21 protein-coding genes are annotated in these 20,665 nt (G+C 72.8%); 17 read left to right on the top strand and 4 right to left on the bottom strand.

Annotated features, from left to right (window positions below; translation table 11 throughout):
- Nucleotides 1–120: 120 nt before the first annotated feature.
- On the bottom strand, nt 121–1,539 hold the full coding sequence (locus tag ABT127_RS31865; RefSeq protein WP_351457606.1) for an MFS transporter: 1,419 nt from the start codon (nt 1,537–1,539) through the stop codon (nt 121–123).
- A gap of 112 nt (nt 1,540–1,651) precedes the next feature.
- On the opposite strand from ABT127_RS31865, the gene ABT127_RS31860 reads away from it, so the two are divergent.
- From ABT127_RS31860 to ABT127_RS31840, 5 genes are all read left to right on the top strand, one after another.
- Nucleotides 1,652–2,179, top strand: a complete 528-nt coding sequence (locus ABT127_RS31860) for a winged helix-turn-helix transcriptional regulator (protein WP_351457603.1) — start codon at nt 1,652–1,654, stop codon at nt 2,177–2,179.
- A 60-nt stretch (nt 2,180–2,239) separates the two neighbouring features.
- Nucleotides 2,240–2,557 (top strand): DUF6412 domain-containing protein, encoded by a 318-nt coding sequence (locus tag ABT127_RS31855; protein WP_351457601.1) that lies wholly within the window; start codon nt 2,240–2,242, stop codon nt 2,555–2,557.
- Nucleotides 2,558–2,645: 88 nt separating this feature from the next.
- Nucleotides 2,646–3,410, top strand: coding sequence for a YidC/Oxa1 family membrane protein insertase (locus ABT127_RS31850; protein WP_351457598.1), 765 nt, complete (start codon nt 2,646–2,648; stop codon nt 3,408–3,410).
- A 134-nt stretch (nt 3,411–3,544) separates the two neighbouring features.
- The gene (locus ABT127_RS31845; RefSeq protein ID WP_351457595.1) at nt 3,545–4,402 is read left to right on the top strand and encodes a fumarylacetoacetate hydrolase family protein; all 858 of its coding nucleotides are present in this window, start codon (nt 3,545–3,547) and stop codon (nt 4,400–4,402) included.
- A 214-nt stretch (nt 4,403–4,616) separates the two neighbouring features.
- Complete coding sequence (locus ABT127_RS31840; protein ID WP_351457592.1) at nt 4,617–5,975, top strand: choice-of-anchor A family protein; 1,359 nt, start codon at nt 4,617–4,619, stop codon at nt 5,973–5,975.
- Here ABT127_RS31840 and ABT127_RS31835 read toward each other — a convergent pair.
- The gene (locus tag ABT127_RS31835) at nt 5,959–6,435 is read right to left on the bottom strand and encodes a heme-degrading domain-containing protein (protein WP_351457591.1); all 477 of its coding nucleotides are present in this window, start codon (nt 6,433–6,435) and stop codon (nt 5,959–5,961) included. The genes ABT127_RS31840 and ABT127_RS31835 overlap by 17 nt on opposite strands.
- The gene (locus ABT127_RS31830; RefSeq protein ID WP_351457588.1) at nt 6,432–7,514 is read right to left on the bottom strand and encodes a Gfo/Idh/MocA family oxidoreductase; all 1,083 of its coding nucleotides are present in this window, start codon (nt 7,512–7,514) and stop codon (nt 6,432–6,434) included. The genes ABT127_RS31835 and ABT127_RS31830 overlap by 4 nt, the downstream gene beginning before the upstream one ends.
- 56 nt (nt 7,515–7,570) lie before the next feature.
- Here ABT127_RS31830 and ABT127_RS31825 point away from each other — a divergent pair, with 56 nt between their 5' ends.
- The 11 genes from ABT127_RS31825 (at nt 7,571) to ABT127_RS31775 (ending at nt 18,400) form a co-directional block, all read left to right on the top strand.
- Nucleotides 7,571–8,725: an ROK family transcriptional regulator gene (locus ABT127_RS31825; RefSeq protein WP_351457585.1), complete on the top strand. Its 1,155-nt coding sequence runs from the start codon at nt 7,571–7,573 to the stop codon at nt 8,723–8,725.
- 160 nt (nt 8,726–8,885) lie between these two features.
- Complete coding sequence (locus tag ABT127_RS31820) at nt 8,886–9,668, top strand: hypothetical protein (protein ID WP_351457582.1); 783 nt, start codon at nt 8,886–8,888, stop codon at nt 9,666–9,668.
- Nucleotides 9,669–9,705: 37 nt separating this feature from the next.
- The gene (locus ABT127_RS31815; protein ID WP_351457580.1) at nt 9,706–10,482 is read left to right on the top strand and encodes a GntR family transcriptional regulator; all 777 of its coding nucleotides are present in this window, start codon (nt 9,706–9,708) and stop codon (nt 10,480–10,482) included.
- 192 nt (nt 10,483–10,674) lie between these two features.
- Nucleotides 10,675–11,736, top strand: coding sequence for an ABC transporter ATP-binding protein (locus tag ABT127_RS31810; protein ID WP_351457577.1), 1,062 nt, complete (start codon nt 10,675–10,677; stop codon nt 11,734–11,736).
- Nucleotides 11,733–12,605: a 2-aminoethylphosphonate ABC transporter permease subunit gene (locus tag ABT127_RS31805; protein WP_351457575.1), complete on the top strand. Its 873-nt coding sequence runs from the start codon at nt 11,733–11,735 to the stop codon at nt 12,603–12,605. The genes ABT127_RS31810 and ABT127_RS31805 overlap by 4 nt, the downstream gene beginning before the upstream one ends.
- An 86-nt stretch (nt 12,606–12,691) precedes the next feature.
- Nucleotides 12,692–13,489 carry an ABC transporter permease gene (locus ABT127_RS31800; protein WP_351457572.1) on the top strand — a complete coding sequence of 266 codons (798 nt, stop codon included), beginning with the start codon at nt 12,692–12,694 and terminating at the stop codon, nt 13,487–13,489.
- Nucleotides 13,490–13,521: 32 nt separating this feature from the next.
- Nucleotides 13,522–14,583 carry a 2-aminoethylphosphonate ABC transporter substrate-binding protein gene (locus ABT127_RS31795; protein ID WP_351457570.1) on the top strand — a complete coding sequence of 354 codons (1,062 nt, stop codon included), beginning with the start codon at nt 13,522–13,524 and terminating at the stop codon, nt 14,581–14,583.
- A gap of 131 nt (nt 14,584–14,714) precedes the next feature.
- Nucleotides 14,715–16,199, top strand: coding sequence for an alkaline phosphatase family protein (locus ABT127_RS31790; protein WP_351457567.1), 1,485 nt, complete (start codon nt 14,715–14,717; stop codon nt 16,197–16,199).
- An 83-nt stretch (nt 16,200–16,282) separates the two neighbouring features.
- Nucleotides 16,283–17,062, top strand: coding sequence for an HAD-IIA family hydrolase (locus ABT127_RS31785; RefSeq protein ID WP_111664797.1), 780 nt, complete (start codon nt 16,283–16,285; stop codon nt 17,060–17,062).
- A gap of 83 nt (nt 17,063–17,145) precedes the next feature.
- Complete coding sequence (locus tag ABT127_RS31780) at nt 17,146–17,724, top strand: hypothetical protein (RefSeq protein WP_351457564.1); 579 nt, start codon at nt 17,146–17,148, stop codon at nt 17,722–17,724.
- Between the two features lie 7 nt (nt 17,725–17,731).
- A complete protein-coding gene (locus tag ABT127_RS31775) occupies nt 17,732–18,400 on the top strand; it encodes a class F sortase (RefSeq protein WP_351457562.1) in 669 nt (222 codons plus the stop codon).
- A 288-nt stretch (nt 18,401–18,688) separates the two neighbouring features.
- On the opposite strand, the gene ABT127_RS31770 is transcribed toward ABT127_RS31775, so the two are convergent.
- Entirely contained in the window at nt 18,689–19,441 is a 753-nt protein-coding gene (locus ABT127_RS31770) for an ANTAR domain-containing protein (protein WP_351457559.1), read from the bottom strand.
- A gap of 164 nt (nt 19,442–19,605) precedes the next feature.
- Between ABT127_RS31770 and ABT127_RS31765 the strand changes: the two genes are divergently transcribed.
- The gene (locus tag ABT127_RS31765) at nt 19,606–20,607 is read left to right on the top strand and encodes a glycoside hydrolase family 6 protein (RefSeq protein WP_351457556.1); all 1,002 of its coding nucleotides are present in this window, start codon (nt 19,606–19,608) and stop codon (nt 20,605–20,607) included.
- Nucleotides 20,608–20,665 lie beyond the last annotated feature (58 nt).

The raw sequence follows: 20,665 nt of genomic DNA, 5'->3' as shown, positions 1-20,665 counted from the left end.
TTCCCCGCGCCCCTGAGGCATGCGCTGCGCGCAGCCTCCCCTGAAGGCCGCAGGCCTTTCAGGGGCGCGGGGAACTGCGCGACCAGCCACGACGAGAGGCGCGCGTGGGGAACTGCGCGTTCAAGCCCGGCTGGAGTGGCGCTCCCTCAGCCCCAGGAGGAGCGCGGCCGCCGCAACGGCCAGGGCCGCCGAGACGATCAGGGCCGTGTTCATGCCCGCGGACAGGGCGTGCGGGGAGGTGCCGGAGGATGTGGAGAGGGCGATCGTCAGGGCGACGCCGGCCGCCGAACCGATGTAGCGCGCCGTGTTGCTGGCGCCCGAGCCCATCGCGGCGCGCCCCGGTGGGACGGACTCCACCGCGAGGAGCGGCAGCGCGGCGTTGAGCAGGCCGCTGCCGATGCCGGAGAGGAGCAGGCCCGGGAGCAGGCGGGACCAGTGGCCGGAGCCCGCCGCGCCCAGCAGGGTCAGCGCGGCCGCCGCGTGCAGGGCGAAGCCGACGGCCAGTTGATGGCGCGGGGAGACCCGGCCGGACAGGCGGCGCGCCTGGAGGGCCACGGTGAAGCCGGCGCCGGACCAGAGCACCAGCAGGATCGCCGTGTCCATGGGGGTCAGCCCCATCGTGCGCTGGACCAGCGTCGGGACGTAGCTGAAGAGCGCGATGACCGAGAGGCCGGTGAAGAAGGCGCCCGTCGTCGAGGCCAGGAAGAGCGGTCGGCGGAGGAGGGACAGGTCCAGCATGGGGGTCGCGCCCCTGCGTTCCACGGCGACGAACGCGGCGAGGAGGACGATCGCCGCCGCCAGCAGGACACCGACCGGCGCGCGCAGCCACCCGTCGCGGCCCAGCGTCAGCGCGGCGAGCAGTGCGGCCAGCGCGAGGCCGAGCGTGAGGGCGCCGGGCAGGTCGGGGCGGCCGGCCCGGGGCGAGCGCGACTCGGTCAACGCGCGGGGCGCCAGCGCGGCCACCAGCAGCGCGGCCACGGCGAGCGTGCCGTACGCCCAGCGCCAGTCGGCGACCTGGGCCACGTAACCCGTCACGACCGGACCGAGCGCGATGCCGCCGCTGACGAACGCGCCCCAGACCCCGGTCGCCCGGATCCGTCCGGACGGGGTCGGGAAGGCGTGCACCAGCAGGCCCAGGCTCGCGGCGAGGATCGCCGCCGAGGCCGCGCCCTGCGCGATCCGGGCGAGGGCGAAGAGCAGGGTGGTCGGGGCCAGCGCGCCCAGCGCCGTCGTCAGGCCGAGCGCGAAGGTGCCGAGGAGGAACGCGCGGCGGCGCCCGTAGTCGTCGGCCAGGCTGCCCGCGACCAGGAGCAGGGCGGCGAGGCCGAGCGGGGTGCCGTTCAGGAGCCAGGCCTGCGCGGACAGCCCGGTGTGCAGGGACGCGGCCGTGTCGCCGAGCGTGACCATCGGCGCGGTGTACGCCATCAGGGCCACCGCGGTGGCCGCGCTCGTCACGGCGAGGGTGGCGGCCGGGCGGGCCTCTGGCGCCGCGGGGCGGGCCAGGGCCGGTGCGGGTTCCGTACGGACGGGCTGGGACATGGGTCGGCCATCCAGAGGTGGGTTCAGTGAATGAACTTGGCGTACCTCATGAACGTAGCACGGTTGGTTCGGTCATTGAACCTACGGTCGGGAAATGGCTAGAGTGGGAGACATGGCTCTCGGCAAGGACTACGTGACCCAGGAGTGCTCCATCGCCCGCGCGCTGGAGATCGTCGGAGAGCGCTGGACGCTGCTCGTCGTGCGCGACGCCCTCTACGGCGTGCGGCGCTACAACGACTTCCTCGTCCACCTGGGCATCCCGCGCGCCGTCCTCGCCGCCCGCCTCCAGACGCTCACCGCCGCCGGGATCCTGGAGAAGCGCCGCTACCAGGAGTCGCCGCCGCGCGACGAGTACGTCGTCACCGGACGCGGGCGCGAACTGTGGCCGGTGCTGCGGTCGCTCGGCGCGTGGGGGCGGGGCATTCCCGGAGCCCTGCCGATGCGTGAGTTCCGGCACGTCGCGTGCGGCACGACGCTCGGCGTTCTCGGGGAGTGCCCGGCCTGCGGGGGCCTGGTGCCGCTGGAGGAGGTCGAGATGCTGCCGGGCGCGGGACTCGACCCGGACCCCGCCGATCCGGTCAGCCGCGCCCTGCTCGCGCCCCGGCGCCTGCTTCAGCCCGTCGTGACCGAGGCTGTATAACTGGCAGGAAGCCGACCAAGAGTCCCGCCACGAGGCACGGACACGAGAGGAGGACGCCGCATGTTCCGCACGAGCACCTGGTCCACGACCCTGCGCCCGGCCGCGCTGCTGCTCTTCCTGCTCGTCCAGTCCGTCCTCCTCGACACCGGCAGCCTCGCCGGAGCCGTCGCGCTCGCCGCGACCGCCGCCGCGGGCTCCGCGCTCGCCGCCTGCTCCCTGCTCACCGCGCGGTCCGCGCCCGCCGTGCCGCCCACCAGCGTGCGCACGGCCATGCGGGACCGCGAGCAGCGCACCGCCTTCCTGCCGCAGCGCGATCCCGACGCGCGGGGGCGCACCCGGCCCCGAGCACCCGGACGTCTCGTCCCGACGGGCCGCTGACCTCGCAGTTCCTCCTGCCGGGCCCGTGGTCCGTCACGCCGAAACCCCTGCTGTTTCCGGCACGACGAGACCCCCGGAGGGCTCACCCATGTCGTCGTTCATGTCCGTTTTCGCGAGCCTGGTCGAGCACCTGGCGACGCTGCTCGACCCGCTGTTCCACGCCTCGGCGACCGCTGCCGCGATCGTCCTGTTCACCGCGTTCGTACGACTCCTCGTCCATCCCCTGTCGCGGGCCGGGGCCCGGGGCCAGCGCGACCGCCTGAAGCTCCAGCCGCGTATCGCGGAACTCCGCACGAAGCACAAGAAGAACCCGGAGGCGCTGCAGAAGGCGATCATGGAGCTGCACCGCGAGGAGAAGGTCTCCCCGCTCTCCGGCTGCCTGCCGATGCTGTGCCAGATGCCGGCGTTCTTCCTGCTCTACCACCTGTTCTCCAACGGCAGCATCGGCGGCGAACCCAACGGCCTCCTCGGGCACACCCTCGGTGCGGCCCCGCTCGGCGGGCGGTTCAAGGACGCGCTCGCGCACGGCGGGCTCTTCGGGGCGCAGGGGCTGGTGTACGTGGCGCTGTTCGCGCTCGTCGCCGTCGTCGCGACCTTCAATTACCGGCGGACGAAGCGGCAGATGGCCCTGTCCGCGGCCGCGACGCCCGCCTCGGACCAGCCGCAGGTGCCGGGCATGGGCGCGATGACGAAGTTCATGCCGCTGATGTCCTTCATGACCCTGTTCTCGGTGGCCTACGTGCCGCTCGCCGCCGCGCTGTACATCGTGACCTCGACGGCCTGGAGCTCCGTCGAACGCGCCGTCCTCTACCGCGACATGCCGTACGCGGGCGCGGCGGCGCTCCCCGTCTGAGCCAGGGGGCCGGGTCCAGTCCGTGAACGGGGTATTGCGGACTGGACGCCGAACTTGGAGGATCGACCAGACCTCCGATGGCTGAGGCCGCACCTTGCCATGGAGGCTCCTCCTAGATCAGAGGGAGTTACACCATGAAGCTGCTGCGAGTCGGACCCGCCGGAGCCGAGCGCCCCGCGCTCCTCGACGCCGAGGGAACCCTCCGCGCCCTGTCGGGACTCGTCCCCGACGTCGACGGGGCGCTGCTCGCGGACGACGCCGCGCTGGACCGGGTACGGGCCGCTGCCGCCTCGGGAGAGCTGCCCGTCCTTGATCCCGCGGGCCTGCGCATCGGTCCGCCGGTGGGCGGGATCGGCAAGGTCGTGTGCATCGGCCTGAACTACCACGACCACGCGGCCGAGACCGGCGCCGAGCCGCCCGCCGAGCCCGTCGTCTTCTTCAAGGCGGCGGACACGGTGGTCGGCCCGCACGACACCGTGCTCGTTCCGCGCCGCTCCACCAAGACCGACTGGGAGGTGGAGCTGGCCGTGGTCATCGGACGTACGGCCCGCTATGTCGAGTCCCACGAGGCCGCGCTCGCCTGCGTCGGCGGGTACGCGCTCGCGCACGACGTGTCCGAGCGCGAGTTCCAGATCGAGCGCGGCGGCACCTGGGACAAGGGCAAGAACTGCGAGACGTTCAACCCGCTCGGACCGTGGCTGGTGACGCCCGACGAGGTGCCCGACCCGCAGGCGCTCGGCCTGAAGCTGTGGGTCAACGGCGAGCTGAAGCAGGACGGCAGCACCGCCGACCAGATCTTCTCCGTGGCGGAAGTCGTGCGCTACGTCAGCCAGTTCATGACCCTGTACCCCGGTGATGTGATCAACACCGGGACGCCGGCCGGGGTGGCCATGGGCCAGCCCGAGCCCAAGCCGTATCTGCAGGCCGGGGACGTGGTGGAGCTGGAGATCGAGGGGCTGGGGCGGCAGCGGCAGGAGCTCAAGCCGGCCTAGGCGCTCCGCTCGGGGGCGGGGGGTCGCTTCAGCGCCGCTTCGGAGCGGGTGCGTCGGCGGGTGCCGGTCCGTCGGGGTTGCTCGCGCAGTTCCCCGCGCCCCCGGGGTGCGCACTTCGTGCGGCACCCCGGGGGTGTGTTCCTCCGGCCCCCGTTCGGGGGTGCTGGGGGCGTGTCTGCCTCGGGTCGGGCGGGGGTCTTCACATAGTGCGCCTATGGGAAAAATCAGCGCGCGTATGTCCGTCGCCGCCATGGCGGCCCTGCTGGTCGGGGGCGCGGCCGGGGTCGCTGTCGCGGATCCGCTGCCCGGCGGGCTCGGTCCCTGTCTGGGGAGTCAGTGCCCCGATGTGTACCCGGACCCGAACAACGGTGCCCCGACCGGGCGGGACAGCAACATCAACGTCTTCGTCGGCGGGGACATGCTCGTCCGGCGCTCCGCCGCCGAGGCGGAGGGCAAGGTCGTGGTGCTCGGCGACTTCGACCAGGACAAGGACGCCGGGGTCTCGCAGCTCTACAACGTCGGCGTCGCGGGCGTCGGCTCGCGCGTCCCGCCCCCGGACGGCACCGACTTCCTCACCGTCGGCGGGAACGTCACGGTCGGCTCCGGCGAGCGGCTCGCCGTGGAGGACGCCAGCGCCCACGGCGACGTACGGTACGGCGGCACGCTCACCGGCACCGTCGAGACCGACTCCGTGCGCGACGCCGGAGCCACGGCGCCCTACACGGCCCTGCGCAAGCAGTTGCAGGACGCCAGCCACTGCTACGCGTACGTGAACGGCGCCCGCCGCACCGCGACCGGCACGGCCGTGAACAACGGCGGCAGCACCGTCTTCACCGGCGACGGCAGTTCCCCGATCCAGATCTTCGACGTCGACTTCGACCTCGTCGGCGCCGGCGGCGGCCAGCAGGGCTTCTCGTTCGCCGGGATCCCGTCCGGCGCCACCGTCCTCGTCAACGTCTACGGGGACGCGCGCGCGATCAACACGTACGCGTCGATGCTCCCTGCCGAACTCCGGGACCGGCTGCTGTGGAACTTCCCCGACGCCACGGACGTGACCCTGGCCGGCACCACCCAGTTCTCCGGCAGCACCCTGGTGGGCAACCCGGCCAGTACGACGACGGTGACCATGTCCGGGTTCAACGGCCGCTTCTACACCGCCGGTTCGCTCACCCACGCGTCGTCGGCCGGGGGCGGCGGGGGCCAGGAGTTCCACGCCTACCCGTTCGTGGGCGACCTGCCGACCTGCGACGACGCCAGCCCGACGCCGACGCCGACCCCCACTCCGACGCCCACACCGACTCCTACGCCCACCCCGACACCGACGCCGACTCCCACGCCCACGCCCACGCCGAGCCCGACTCCCACGCCCGTCCCCACGCCCAGCCCCACCGACAGCACGACGGGCGGCGGGACCGGTGGCGGGCAGGGCGGAACCGGTGGCGGGGAGCTCGCCGAGACCGGGTCGCCCGGGGGCGTCGTGGTGCTCGGCGGGATCGCCGCGGCCACCCTGACGGCGGGCGCGGCGATCGCCGGGGCGGCGCGCAGGCGGCGCGGGGTCAGCTCGCGTCGATGAAGCGGCTCAGGGCCTCCACCACGAGGGCGTGGTCCTCGACCTGGGGGAGGCCCGAGACGACGACGGCGCCGACGACGCCCGCGCCCCGCACGGTGACCGGGAACGCGCCGCCGTGCGCCGCGTACCTGTCCAGGTCCAGGCGGGACGACTCCTCGAACGTCGTGCCCTTGGCCCGGAAACGGGTGCCCACCAGCAGCGACGAGACCTGGTAGCGCTCCACCACCCGGCGCTTGCGGGCGATCCACGCGTCGTTGTCCGGCGTCGAGCCGGGCAGCGCCGCGTGGAAGAGCTGCTGGCCGCCGCGCGTGATGTCGATCGCGACCGGCGCCCGGCGCTCGCGGGCCAGCTCCACCAGCAGGCTGCCGAGCCGCCAGGCGTCGTCGTGGCCGAAGGCGTCGAGGACCAGGCGGCTCTCCTGCTCCTCCAGGGCCGGGATCTCGGGGGCGGAAGGGGTGCTCACAGGGTCACCGTCACCTTCTGGTCGGCGGAGCGGCGGGCCGCTTCCAGGACGTCGAGGGCGTCCGCCGCCTGCGTGGCGGGCACCGGGTTCGGGGCGCCGTCGCGCAGGGCGGCGGCGACGGCGGCGTAGTACGCGGGGTAGTCGCCGTCCACCGTCGGCCGCGGGCGGCCGCCGCCGGTCAGCGGGGACTCGCCGGAGCCGACCCGGCCCCACATCGACTCGCACTCCACACCCCACGGCTCACCGGCCACCGGGCGCTTGCCGTCGCGCAGGGCCGCCTCCTGGGGGTCGAGGCCGTACTTCACGTACCCCGCCTGCGAGCCGAGCACGCGGAAGCGCGGGCCGAGCTGGGCGGTGGTCGCCGAGACGTAGAGGTGCGAGCGGACGCCGTTCGCGTGCGTGATCGCGATGAACGTGTCGTCGTCCGCCTCCGCGCCCGGGCGGCGCACGTCGGACTCGGCGTAGACCGAGACGGCCGGGCCGAACAGCACCAGGGCCTGGTCGACGACGTGGCTGCCGAGGTCGTAGAGCAGACCGCCGATCTCCTCCGGGTTCCCGGACTCGCGCCAGCCGCCCTTGGGCTGCGGGCGCCAGCGCTCGAAGCGCGACTCGAAGCGCCACACGTCACCCAGCTCGCCGTCCTTCAGGAGGGCCTGGAGGGTCAGGAAGTCGTTGTCCCAGCGGCGGTTCTGGAAGACCGAGAGCAGCAGTCCGCGCTCGTCGGCGAGCGCCGCCAGCTCGCGGGCCTCGGCGGCCGTGCCCGCCACCGGCTTGTCCACGACGACCGGCAGCCCGGCCTCGAGCGCGGCCTTCGCGAGCGGTACGTGCGTCTTGTTCGGGGACGCGATGACGATCAGGTCCAGCTCGCCGGCCCGCTCCCACAGCTCGTCGGGGGAGGCGGCGAACCGCAGCCCGTCACCGTGCTCGGCGCGGGCCTGGGCCTGCCGCTCCGGGTTCGAGGTGACGACCGTGTCGAGGGTCAGGCCCTCGGTCGCGGCGATCAGCGGGGCGTGGAAGACGGAGCCCGCGAGGCCGTAGCCGATCAGGCCCACGCGAAGAGAAGCACTCGTACCAGTCATGCCGTCCACTTAAACAACGCTGTTGCCAAAGTGCAAGCGGGAGGGACAATGGCGGGGTGAACACGCATGTCACGCATGCCCAGCATGTGAAGCCCACCGCGGGCGTGAACCTGACCGCCCTGCGCGGGCACAACGCCGCGCTCGTGCTCGACCTGCTGCGCACCGCGGGGGAGCACGGCATCAGCCGGCTGTCGCTCGCCGAGCGCACCGGTCTGACCCCGCAGGCCGTCAGCAAGATCACCGCCCGGCTCCGGGGCGAGGGGCTCGTCGTCGAGGCGGGCCGCCGGGCCTCCACCGGCGGCAAGCCGCGCACGGTGCTGCGGCTCGTCGCGGGCGCCGGGCACGCGGTGGGCCTGCATCTGGACCGCGACGAACTGCACACCGTCCTGACCGATCTGTCGGGGGCGGTCGTCGCGATCCGGCGGGCCCCGCTCGACCTGGGCGCGGGCGCCGAGGCCGTCCTCGCCGCGGCGGCCTGCGAGGTGGACCAGCTGCTCGGCGGGGCCGCCCAGGGGCAGGCGCTCGGCGTCGGCGTCGCCGTGCCCGGGCCGCTCGACCACACCGACGGCGTGCTGCACCGCGTCACCGGCTTCCCCCAGTGGGACGGGTTCCCGCTGCGCGACGCGCTCACCGAGCGGCTCGGACTGCCGGTCGTCGTCGACAAGGACACCAACGCCGCCGCGCTCGGCCTCGCCCTCGGCGCGGCCGGCGACGGCGCCCGCTCCTTCGTCTACCTCCACCTCGGCACCGGGCTCGGCGCCGGGCTCGTCCTCGGCGGCAAGCTCTACCGCGGGGCGCGGACCGGAGCGGGGGAGTTCGGCCACCAGGTGATCCAGCTCGACGGCCCGCCGTGCGACTGCGGCAACCGCGGCTGCATCGAGGCGCTGTGCCTGGCCGCCGTCGCGCGCGCCACCGGCGGCGGCCTGGACGAGGCCGCGCGGGTGCTCGGCGAGGGCGCGGGGAATCTGGTGAGCCTGCTCGACATCGACGCCGTGCTGCTCGGCGGGCGGACCGTCCTCGGCGCCGAGGAGCGGTTCGTGCGCGGGGTCGGCGCGGTCCTCGAGGCGCGGGCGGTGCGCGGCGGCTGCGGGCCGATACCGGTGCGCGGGGCGCCCGGCGGCGCCGGTCTCGTCGTCGAGGGCGCCGCCCAGCTGATCCTCGCGCCGCTCTTCGGCCGGGGCGACGGGGCCTTCCCCGTCCGGCAGGGCTGACCCGCTGCTCCGACAGGGGGCTGTTCCCCGGCTATTTGATGCTGATCGGGTCATCGGCCGTCGTGGCGCGGCCGTCGCGCCGGGCGGGCGTGGCAGCGTGCGGGGCCACGGCGGAGGCCGTGCCCGCGACCGCTCGACCCCGGACCAGCAAAGGCCCCGCATGCGACTGCGCCGTCCGATCGCCCTCGGCATCACCGCGACCGCCGCCGCCCTCGCCCTCACCGGACCGCCCCCGGCGACGGCGCACAGCGCAACCCCGGCCGCCCGTGTCCTCACCCGCGACCTCTCCTGCGACGCGGCGGCCGACGGCGCCCGCTTCCCGGTCGACGCCCGGATCCACCCGGGCCCGGACACCTACCACCCCGGCGACGACCGACGCCGCTGGTCCATCGACCTCACCAACACCACCGGTACCGGCTGCTCGGCCATCCACCCCGTCCTCGTCCTCGTCGACCGGGGCCGGGAGCTGAGGGCACGCCAGATCCGGATGGAGTTCCACGACGGCACGCGCTGGCGGCCCGTGACCTTCGAGCACACCGACGAGGACGAGAACATCGGCGTCCTCGACGACGGCTTCCCCGGCTTCCCGGTCGGCGCGGGAAAGACGGTGACCGTCGGGCTCCGGCTCGCCTTCGCCGAGGACACCCGGCCGGGCCGGGTCGTCGCGAACGCCGCCGTCGTGCAGCGCCGGGGCGACGACGGCGACTGGGTGGGGGAGTCCGGCAGCTACCCGTTCGCGATCGCCGGGGCCGATGCCGACGCCGACGGTGACGCCGACACCGGTTCCGCGGTGGACGGGACCGATCCGTCGCTGCCCGACCAGCTCGCCGAAACGGGCCGCAACGCCTCCCTCGCCGGTCTCGGGGCCACCGCCTGCGCCCTCCTCGCCGTCGGCGGCGCCCTCGTGCTCGGCTCCCGCAGGCTGCGCGTCCCGAGGCACTGAGCGCCCCGCGTTCACCCGCGTCTGGGACCATCCCCGCGTGGACCACCCGAACTACCCGCACGCCCAGGCCCCCGGCGCCCCCGTGCGCGACGGCATTCCCGAGCACGGCCGGATCCCCAAGTACTACGCCGTCAAGGCCCGACTCGACGCGCTGATAGCCGAGATGGGAGAGGGCGAGACACTGCCCACCGAACGCGACCTGGCCGTCCGGCACGGCGTGGCGCGCGAGACCGTCCGGCAGGCGCTGCGCGAGCTGCTGCTCGAAGGACGGCTGCGCCGCCGCGGCCGGGGCACCGTCGTCGCCGGACCCAAACTGGCCCAGCCGCTCTCCCTGGCCTCGTACACCGAAGGCGTGCGCCGGCAGGGCCGACGGCCCGGACGCACCCTCATCGGGCTCGACCGCTTCCCCTGCCCGCCCGCGCTCGCGCCCGAGATCGGCCTGGAACGCGGCGAGCCCGTCTGGCACATGGAGCGGGTGCTGCTCGCCGACGACGAGCGGGTCGGCCTGGAGTCCACCTATGTGTCCGTGGCGCGGATGCCGCACCTCGACCGCGACTTCGACCCCGACTCGTCCTTCTACTCGTACGTCCACGAACGCCTCGGCATCGACTTCGGCTCCGCCGACGAACGCATCGAGACGGTGCTCGCCACCCCGCGCGAGGCACTGCTCATCGGCACACCGCCCGCACTGCCGATGCTGCTGATCCACCGCGTCTCGTACGACACCGGGGGCGACCCCACCGAGCGGGTCCGGACGCTGTACCGGGGCGACCGGTTCTCCTTCACCACGCGGCTGGGCGGAAACGAGCGGTAGCGGGCGGCAACTCCCTTTTGTCTCACGCCGGTTGAGGCCAACCGACGCGCATTGATAACGGGAACGTAACGGGTCTAGGCCAACCTTGGGTGCCCGTTCACCGTCCCGTCGCCGGGTGGACCGGCCCGGGACACCCGCCTTGAGGAGCGTGGGCGCCGTGAGAGCACTGGAAGACAGAGGGGTTGAGGCCTGATGACGCAGGGCCGCAGCGGCATCCGGTTCGACCGGGTCTGTGTCGCGTACGGCGGGAACACCGTGCTCGACTCCCTGGAGCTGACCGTCGAGCCCGGTGAGGTGCTGGCCCTGCTCGGGCCCTCCGGATCCGGCAAGACCACCGCCCTGCGCGCCGTCGCCGGGTTCGTCAGACCGGCGTCGGGGCGCGTGTTCATCGGCGACCGCGACGTCACCGATCTCCCGCCGCACCGGCGCGGGATCGGCATGGTCGTGCAGAGCTACGCCCTCTTCCCGCACCTGCGCGTCGCCGACAACGTCGCCTTCGGGATGCGCGCGCAGAAGGTGCCCAAGGGCGAGATACCCGGCCGGGTCGCCGAGGCCCTGGAGCTCACCGGCATGGCGGCCTACGCGCGCCGCTACCCGCGCGAGCTCTCCGGCGGCCAGCAGCAGCGCGTCGCCATCGCGCGGGCCCTCGCCATCCGGCCCGGGGTGCTGCTCCTCGACGAGCCGCTGTCCGCGCTCGACGCCCAGCTCAGATCCGGCATGCTCGGCGAACTGGCCCGGCTGCACCGCGAGTTGCCCGACGTGTCGATCCTCTACGTCACCCACGACCAGGTCGAGGCGCTGACGCTGGCCGACCGGATCGCCGTCATGGACAAGGCGCGGCTCCAGGACGTCGGCACCCCGCAGGAGCTGTACCGCACCCCGCGCACCGAGTTCACCGCGTCGTTCGTCGGCGGCGCCAACCTCCTTCCCGTACGGGTCGGTTCGGGCGCCGTGTCGTTCGGGCAGGCCGAGCTGAAGATGCCCACCGACGGCATCGCGGCCGGTGCCACCGCCACCCTCTGCGTCCGCCCGCACCTCGTCGGGCTCGGCGACGGGCCCAACGCGCTGACCGGCACCGTCGCCGAGGTCCAGTGGCGGGGCTCCACCCACCGGCTGTACGTCGACGTGGACGGCCGCCAGGTCAAGGCCGACGTCCGCGAACTGCGGCAGCCGCCCGCGCTCGGCGAAGAGGTCACCGTGCACTTCGCCCCGGAGGACGCGGTGCTGCTCCGCGCGGGGGTGGCCGACGCATGACCAGCGCCACGCTCGACGTCCCCGTGCAGGCAGCGCCCCGGGCGCCCAGAAAGACGCCCGCCTGGGTATGGGCGCTGCCCCCGGTCGCCGCCCTCGCCGTCGTCTTCCTCTACCCCCTCTTCCTCGTCGTCCGGCAGTCCCTCCAGCCGGACACCGGCGGCACCTCCCTGAAGCCGTACGCCGACGTCTTCGCCTCGACGGCCTTCCGCGAGGCGCTCGGGACGACCGTGTGGCTCGCGGTCGGCTCGACGGTCGGCTGCCTCGTCCTCGGGTTCGCACTCGCGCTGATCATCGCGTTCGTGCCGTTCCCCGGCGGGAAGGCCGTCGCCAAGTTCATCGACGTCTTCCTCTCCTTCCCGTCCTTCCTGATCACGCTCGCCCTGCTCTTCGTGTACGGGCAGGTGGGCATGGCCAACGGCCTGTGGCGGGACGCCACGGGCGCCGCCACCGGGCCCTTCCAGTTCCTCACCACGCCCTGGGGCGTGCTGCTCGCCGAGATCACCTACTTCACGCCGTTCGTGATGCGGCCGCTGCTCGCCGCGTTCTCGCAGGTGGAGACCGCGCAGCTGGAGGTCGCCTCGTCGCTCGGGGCGCGGCCGGCCCGGATCGTGCGGCAGGTGATCCTGCCCGAGGCGCTGCCCGCGCTGGCCGCCGGCGGGTCGTTGGTGCTCGTGATGTGCCTCAACGAGTTCGGGATCGTGCTGTTCACCGGGGCCAAGGGAGTCACCACGCTGCCGATGCTCGTGTACGGCAAGGCCATCCTGGAGTCGGACTATCCGGGGGCCTGTGTGGTGGCCGTGGTCAATGTGGCCATCTCTGTCGGGCTGTACGGGATCTATCGGGTGGTGAGCCGCCGTGTGGGTGCCTGATGCGTCGCCGGGTGCGGCCCGTGGTGGGTTGCCCGCGCAGTTCCCCGCGCCCCTGACGGGGCGCCTTCTCTCGGGGGAGATCTCTCGTGCTGGTGCATAGCAAGCCGGGGAAGTGGGCGACCTGGGCGCTCTTCTTCCTCCTCTTCCTGCCCCTCTTCGCCCTGCCCCTCCTCGTCATCGTCGCCGCGTCCTTCTCGACCAACTGGTCCGGGGCGCTTCCCTCCGGGTTCACCGGGAGCCACTACTCCGCCGCCACCAGCGGCGACTCGCTCACCGCCCTCACCACCAGCCTGGTCACCGCCGTCACGGCGAGCGTGCTCGCGCTGCTGACCGGAGGGTGGGCCGCGCTGGCCGCCGCGTCGCTGAAGAAGCGCGGGCGGCGCGCCATGGACGCACTGTTCGTCCTGCCCGTCGCCGTGCCGTCCGTCGTGGTCGGGCTCGCCGTGCTCGTGGCGTTCAGCAAGCCGCCGATGCTGCTCAACGGCACCCGCTGGATCGTCATCATCGCGCACACGATTCTTGTCACGGCGTTCGCCTACCAGTCGGTCTCGGCCGCCATCGTGCGTCTCGACCCGGTCTACGAACAGGCCGCGGCGTCGCTCGGCGCCCGGCCCGCGTACGTCCTGTGGAAGGTGAAACTGCCTCTGCTGCTGCCGTCCCTGAACGCGGCGGCCGGGCTCTGCTTCGCCCTGTCCATGGGGGAGTTGAGCGCCACGATGATGCTCTACCCGCCGGACTGGATGCCGCTGCCGGTGCAGATCTACGCGACCACCGACCGCGGCTCGCTGTTCACCGGTTCCGCGATCGCGGTGGTCCTGATGGCCGCGACGCTGCTCGTCCTGCTCGCCGTCTCGCGGATCCGCACCAAGGCCTCGTACCGATAACACCCTCGCCCTCCAACGGAGTTCACCTCGCCATGCGCAGAAACACGCTCACCACCGCGGGCGCCGTCCTCGGCAGCCTCGCCCTCGCCGCCTCCCTGACCGCCTGCGGCGGCAGCTCCGCCGCCTCCGACGAGAAGGTCGTCACCGTCTACAGCGCCGACGGCCTCAAGGGCGAGAACGGCGACGGCTGGTACGACAAGGTCTTCAAGGACTTCACCGCCAAGACCGGCATCAAGGTCAAGTACGTCGAGGGCGGCTCCGGCGAGGTCGTCCAGCGCGCCGTGCGCGAGAAGACGAACACGCAGGCCGACGTCCTCGTCACGCTGCCGCCGTTCATCCAGCAGGCCGGCGGCAAGGGCCTCCTCGCCGAATACAGCCCCGAGGGCGCCGACCAGGTCGACGGCGCCGACAAGGGCGCCGACGGCACCTGGACCTCGGTCGTCAACAACTACTTCGGCTTCGTCTACAACAAGAAGGAGCTGAAGAAGGCGCCGACCACGTGGGACGAGCTGCTCGACGGGTCGTACAAGAACAAGCTCCAGTACTCCACCCCGGGCGTCGCGGGCGACGGCACCGCCGTCGTCGTCAAGGCCATGCACGACTTCGGCGGCAAGCAGCAGGCCATGGACTACCTGAAGAAGCTCCAGGCCAACAACGTCGGCCCGTCCGCCTCCACCGGCAAGCTGGCCCCCAAGGTCGACAAGGGCGAACTCCTCGTCGCCAACGGCGATGTGCAGATGAACTACGCCCAGTCCAAGGACATGCCGAACCTCGGCATCTGGTTCCCCAAGGCCGACGGGGGCAAGCCGACCTCCTTCGCGCTGCCGTACGCGGCCGGCCTGGTGAAGAACGCCCCGCACACCGCCAACGGCAAGAAGCTCCTCGACTTCATGCTCGCCGCGAAGCAGCAGCAGGAGGTCAGCTCCATCGGCGGCGGCTTCTCCGCCCGCGCCGACGTCAAGGCCACCGACGAGAACGCCATCGCCCTCGCCAAGATCATGGACGGCGTCGAGATCTTCGAGCCGGACTGGAACGACATCGACAAGAACCTGACGGCGTACGTGGACGACTGGAAGTCCGCCACCGGCAGCTGAGTCCAGCGCGCGGTGACGAATGTCCATGGTCATTCGCGCCGATGTCACTGAAACATAACGGGTCTGGTCCAACGCTCCTGTGGAATCAGGTGCGTTGGACCAAGCCATGCCCCCATGTCCCGGAGGACCGCATGTCGCTCACCCGCCGCTCACTCCTCATCGGCACCGCCACCGCGGCCGCCGCCCTCGCCGTCCCCACCACCGCCCTCGGTGCCGCCAAGACCCCCAAGGTCCTGGTCATCGGCCTCGACGGCACCCTCCTGAACAGAGTCAAGGACGCCGACGCCCCACGGCTGAAGGCCCTGATGGCGGCCGGTCTGACCGCCCCCAGCGCGATCTACGCCAACCCGCTGGCCCCCACCCTGTCCGGGCCCGGCTGGTCCACGCTGATCACCGGCGTGTGGCCCGACAAGCACAACGTGAAGGACAACAACTTCACCGGCCACAAGTTCGCCCAGTACCCGGACTTCCTCACCCGGATCGAGACCGCGAAGCCGGCCCTGTCCACGTACGCGGTCTCCTCCTGGGCGCCGCTGACCGACACCGTCTTCTCGTCGAAGGTCGACACCCGCGTCTCCACGCCCGGCGCCGAGTACGACACCGGCACCACCAGCCGCGCCGTCGCTCAGCTGAAGAGCGCCAACCCCGACGCGGTCTTCCTTCAACTCGACAACGTCGACCACGCGGGCCACAGCTACGGCGCCGCCAGCCAGCAGTACCTGGACGCCATCCACGGCGTCGACGGGCAGGTCGGGCAGATCGTCGACGCGGTCACGTCCCGGTCCACGTACGCCAGTGAGGACTGGCTGATCCTGGTCACCGCCGACCACGGGCACACCGACGCGGGCGGCCACGGCGGCTCGACCTGGCCCGAGCGGCAGACCTTCATGATCGCCGTCGGTGGCACGGTCACCGCCGGATCCACCCGCTACGACGTGAAGATGCCCGACATCGCGGCCAGCGCCCTCGCCCACCTCGGCATCGCGCTCGACCCCGCCTGGGGCCTGGACGGCCGCCCGATCCAGCAGCCGGGCCCCGACGACTTCGACAGTCTGCGCGCCAAGCTCACCGGCCCGGTCGACGAGAGCGGCATCGGCTCCGGCGTCGTCGGATTCACGCACACCCCGCCGAGCGGCTGGTCGGTGGACAACTCGAAGATGGGCACCGGCGGCGTCACCGAGTGGCGCGGCTGGACCTTCACCACCGACGAGTTCTGGACCAGGGCCGAGCGCGACCAGCAGCGCGAGTCCAATGTGCGGGCGCGGAACGTCTTCGCGGTCGCCGACGGCGACGAGTGGTCCGACAAGAGCGTCTCCGGCTCGTTCGACTCCACGCTGATCAGCCCCGCCTACCCGGTCACCGGCGGGCGCGCGGCCACGCTCACGTACACGACCTTCTACCGCCAGGAGGCCCCGCAGAAGGGCGAGGTGCTGGTCTCCTACGGCGGCGCCGCCCCGGTCTCCGTGAAGACGTACACCGCCGACGTCTCCTCCCGCACCGAGACGGTGACCCTCCAGGTGCCCGCCGGCGCGAGCACGGCGCAGGTCCGCTTCCGGTACACCGGCGCCAACAACTGGTTCTGGACCATCGACGGGGTCAAGATCACCGCATCCTGATTAGGGTGGGGGCGTCGGCACAGCGTCGTCCCGGCGCCCCGTTCAGCACAGTTGTTTCACCGCGGACCGCAGGAGTGCACCCCATGGCAGAGCGCAAGCCCATCGATTCGTGGCTCACCGACATGGACGGGGTGCTCATCCACGAAGGGGTGCCGATCCCCGGCGCCGACTCCTTCATCAAGAAGCTCCGCGACTCCGGCAAGCCCTTCCTGGTGCTGACCAACAACTCGATCTACACCGCCCGCGACCTCCAGGCCCGGCTGACCCGCATGGGCCTGGAGGTCCCGGTCGGCAACATCTGGACGTCCGCGCTGGCCACCGCCAAGTTCCTGGAGTCCCAGCGGCCCGGCGGCACCGCGTACGTCATCGGCGAGGCGGGCCTGACCACCGCCCTGCACGACATCGGCTACGTCCTCACCGACCACGCCCCCGATTACGTGGTTCTGGGCGAAACCCGCACGTACTCCTTCGAGGCGATGACCAAGGCCGTCCGCCTGATCAACGACGGGGCCCGCTTCATCTGCACCAACCCGGACGAGACCGGCCCCTCCACCGAGGGCCCGCTGCCCGCCACCGGCGCCGTCGCCGCCCTGATCACCAAGGCCACCGGCAAGCAGCCGTACTTCGCGGGCAAGCCGAACCCGCTGATGATGCGCACCGGGCTCAACGCGATCGGCGCGCACTCCGAGACCAGCGCCATGATCGGCGACCGGATGGACACCGACGTGCTGGCCGGCCTGGAGGCGGGCATGCAGACCTTCCTCGTACGGACCGGGCTGACCAGCGACGCCGACATCGCGAAGTACCCGTTCACCCCGTCGCACGTCGTCGACTCCATCGCGGACCTCGTCGACCTGGTCTGACCGCCTGATCTCCGCCGCCCGGCGGCTCCCGGGATGCGGAATGCCGCCGGGCGCGTGAACCTGCCAGTAACAGGAGGTTCACGATGCGTACAGGTCTGCTCGCTCTCCGTACCGCAGGTGCGGCCGCCGTTCTGGTGGCGCTGCCGGTCCTCGCGGCCCCGGCCCACGCGGAGGGCGGCGGATCCGTCACCGTCACCCCCTACGGCGTGCCGCCGGGCACCGAGGTCGACCTGCGGGTCTCCGGCTGCGACGGCAGAACAGGGACGGCCACCTCGGCGGCCTTCGTGGGGCCCGCGCGACTCGGGCCCTCCGCCGACCAGCCGACCCTGTTCGGCGAGGCCCGGGTGAAGTCGTCCGCGACCCCCGGCACCTACGAGATCCGCGTGGTCTGCCCCGGTCCCGACATCCTCTCCGAGATCAAGGGCAGCGTCCGGGTCCTGCCGGGCGGTCACACCCCCGCCCCGACCCCCACCGCGCCCGTGCACGCCGGAGGCGGCGGCACCGCGGCCCACCCGGCGGCCGCCGCGCACACCGGCCGGGCGGCCGTGGCCACCGAGGGCCCCGGCACCCGGCACGCCGTCATCGGGCTCGTCCTCGCCGCGGTCGCCGCCGTCGCCGTGGCCTTCCGCAGCGTCCGGCGCCGCCGGTCCGCCCGGAGCTGAGCCCACGGTGAGCAAGCATCCCGGCACGGGACGGCTGATCACGGGCATCGCCTGGGCGGTGCTCCTGCTCGGCCTGTGGCTGTGGGGCCGCGGGTCGACCGACGTGTCCCTGTCCGGGCCCGCGACCGGCGACGCCGCCGCCGTCGGCCGCCCCTTCGGGGCCGAGCTGCCCGCCGCCCACAAACCCGTCAAGGGCGCGAAGCCGCAGCGCGTCGACGTCGCCGCGCTGCGCATCCAGGCACCCGTCGTGGCCCGCGGCCTCGACGGCGGCGGCGCCGTCGACCCGCCGCCCTACGACCAGGCGGGCGTGGTCGGCTGGTACGGCGCGGGCGCCCGCCCGGGGGAGCGGGGCACGTCCCTGTTCGTCGGCCACGTCGACACCGAGACCCGGCCGGCCGTCTTCTACCACCTCAGCGAGGCGAAGCCCGGCGACACCGTGAAGGTCGTGCGCGACGACGGCTCCATCGCCGCGTTCACCGTCGACGAGGTCGAGGTCTACGACCGCGCGCACTTCGACCCGGCCAAGGCCTACGGTCCGCACGACCCGGACCGCGCCGAACTGCGCCTGATCACCTGCGGCGGCACCTTCGACAAGGCGTCCCGCACCTACACGGCGAACGTCGTCGTCTCCGCGTACCTGTCGGGCGTCGAAGAGCCCGCGCGCCGGGCCGGGTGACGGAGTCCGCACGCACCTGGCCGGCCGACGGCCCGCTCCCCCCGGAGCCGTCGGCCGGACTGGTCCTCGACCGCGCGCGCAGCGGGCTGCGGGAGTAACCCGGCGCCGGCGCAGGAGGCTTGAAGGAGAACCATTCCCCTGGGCGGGGAACCTTCCCGGTCCTGAAGGCCGAGGTCTGGGGCCACTGGCACCGACTCTAGGACGGATGGGGCGCACAGGATAGGGGGCGTTTGACGCCAAGTACGAGGATGGTGGCGCTGCGTGGTCGACGCAGGTGAGGGCCGCTTCTCAGGCAGGTCCGGACCTGTCGGGGTGCAACTGGGCGTCGGTCAGGGCGCGGTGCACGACCGCGCGGGCCACCTGGTCGAGCGGGCGCTGGTTCCTGCGCGCATACTGCCGCAACGTGTCGAACGCGCCGTCCGGAGTCGTGCCCCAGCGCTCGGCGAGCATCCCCTTCGCCTGTTCGATCCGCACACGGCTGGCAAGCGCTTCTCGCAGCTGCCCCGACAACTGCCTGTACTGCGCGTAAGCACGATGGTTGAGCAGCCCCACGGTGGTTGCGTCGGCAAGGGACTGTGCGATCGCCAACCCGCACTCGGCGGACGGCGGACGCGGGGCGTAGACGCTGAGCGCGCCGAGCAGCGTCTCGTGCCGGCGCAGCGGCACCGCGTACGCCGACGCGATCCCGAACCGGCGGGCGGCCGAGGTGAACTCGGGCCAGAGGGCGACGGCCTCCCGCGACGCCAGGTGCACGGCCCGCGCCGCCCTCCCGGACTCCAGGCTGTCGCGCACCGGGCCGGACTTCTGCTCCCGCTCCAGCAGCTCCCGGACGGAGCCGGACTGCCGGGCGCCGTGCACGACGGGGCCCGGCAGTCCGTTCCCCTCCAGCAGCGTGACCCCGGCACCGCGCGCGCCCAGGAACTCCACCGAGCTGTCGGCCAGGCGGCTCAGGTGCCGCGCGGTGTCGAAGTCACCGATGAGGGTGTCGGTGAACTCCACCAGCGCTGCGGCGAACCGCAGTTCACGGGACTTCTGCGACATGGGTGCCACCTCTTCCGCCCCCTGGGGCCAAGGCCCCCGACGCCGTGGCGCCTACCCCGCTCCGGCGAGCTGTAACAGCTCTTTGACAAGCCCTGTCCGGCCTCCTGACCGCCCGGGCCGTGTGCCACGATTGAGGGCCAGACAGTGCACCCAAGGGGGAGTGGATGTACCGGAAACTGAGGGCCGGAGCGGTCGTCGTGGGGGCGGCGCTGCTCGTGTCCGCGTGTTCCTCCGGAGGCGACGAGGGCGACGGAGGCTCGGCCCGCCCGGTCGGGCAGCAGCCGAAGGGCGCCGATCCGTTCTGGGTCAATCCCGACAGCAAGGCGGCCGAGGCCGTGGCCGCGCTGGAGAAGGACGGCAAGGACGCCGAAGCGGCCGCGGTCCGCAAGATCGCCGAGCAGCCGAGCGGGGAGTGGATCATCCCGGAGAACGCCGAGTCGCAGGCGCGCGGCTACACGGAGGCCGCCCAGAAGGCGGACCGGGACGCGCTGCTCGTGATCTACAACATCCCGCACCGCGACTGCGGCAACTACTCGCAGGGCGGCGCCTCGGACGGCAACGCGTACCGCGCGTTCATCGACCAGGTCGCCGCGGGCATCGGCGACCGGCCCGCGACGGTGATCCTGGAGCCGGACGCGGTGCAGCACATGGTGGACAACTGCACGCCGGGCCAGTTCCACGAGGAGCGCTACGACCTGCTCAAGGGCGCCGTCGTCAAGCTCAAGACGCTGAAGGACACCAAGGTCTACCTGGACGCGGGGAACGCGGGCTGGGGCAAGCCCGACCAGATCTTCCAGCCCCTCCAGCGCTCCGGCGTCGACCAGGCCGACGGCTTCTCGGTGAACGTGTCGAACTTCTACTCCACCGAGGACTCCATCCGCTACGGCAAGGAGCTCTCGGCGAAGGTCGGCAACAAGCCGTTCGTCGTCGACACCAGCCGCAACGGCAACGGGCCGTACACGGGCGGCGATCCGAACGAGCGCTGGTGCAACCCGCCGGGCCGCGCCCTCGGCGAGACCCCGACCACGAAGACCGACGATCCGCTGGTGAAGGCGTACCTGTGGGTGAAGCGGCCGGGCGAGTCCGACGGCACCTGCAAGGGCGGGCCGAAGGCCGGCGCCTGGTGGGGCGCGTACGCGGTGAAGCTGGCCAACGCCGGCTCGTGACACGGAAGCCGGAGGGGCGCGGGGACCAACTCCCCGCGCCCCTCCGGCTTCCGTCCGT

The sequence above is a fragment of the Streptomyces sp. NPDC001904 genome (genome assembly GCF_040297005.1).
In the GTDB taxonomy this organism is placed as follows: Bacteria; Actinomycetota; Actinomycetes; order Streptomycetales; family Streptomycetaceae; genus Streptomyces.
This window is presented reverse-complemented; position numbering and strand designations above follow the sequence as displayed.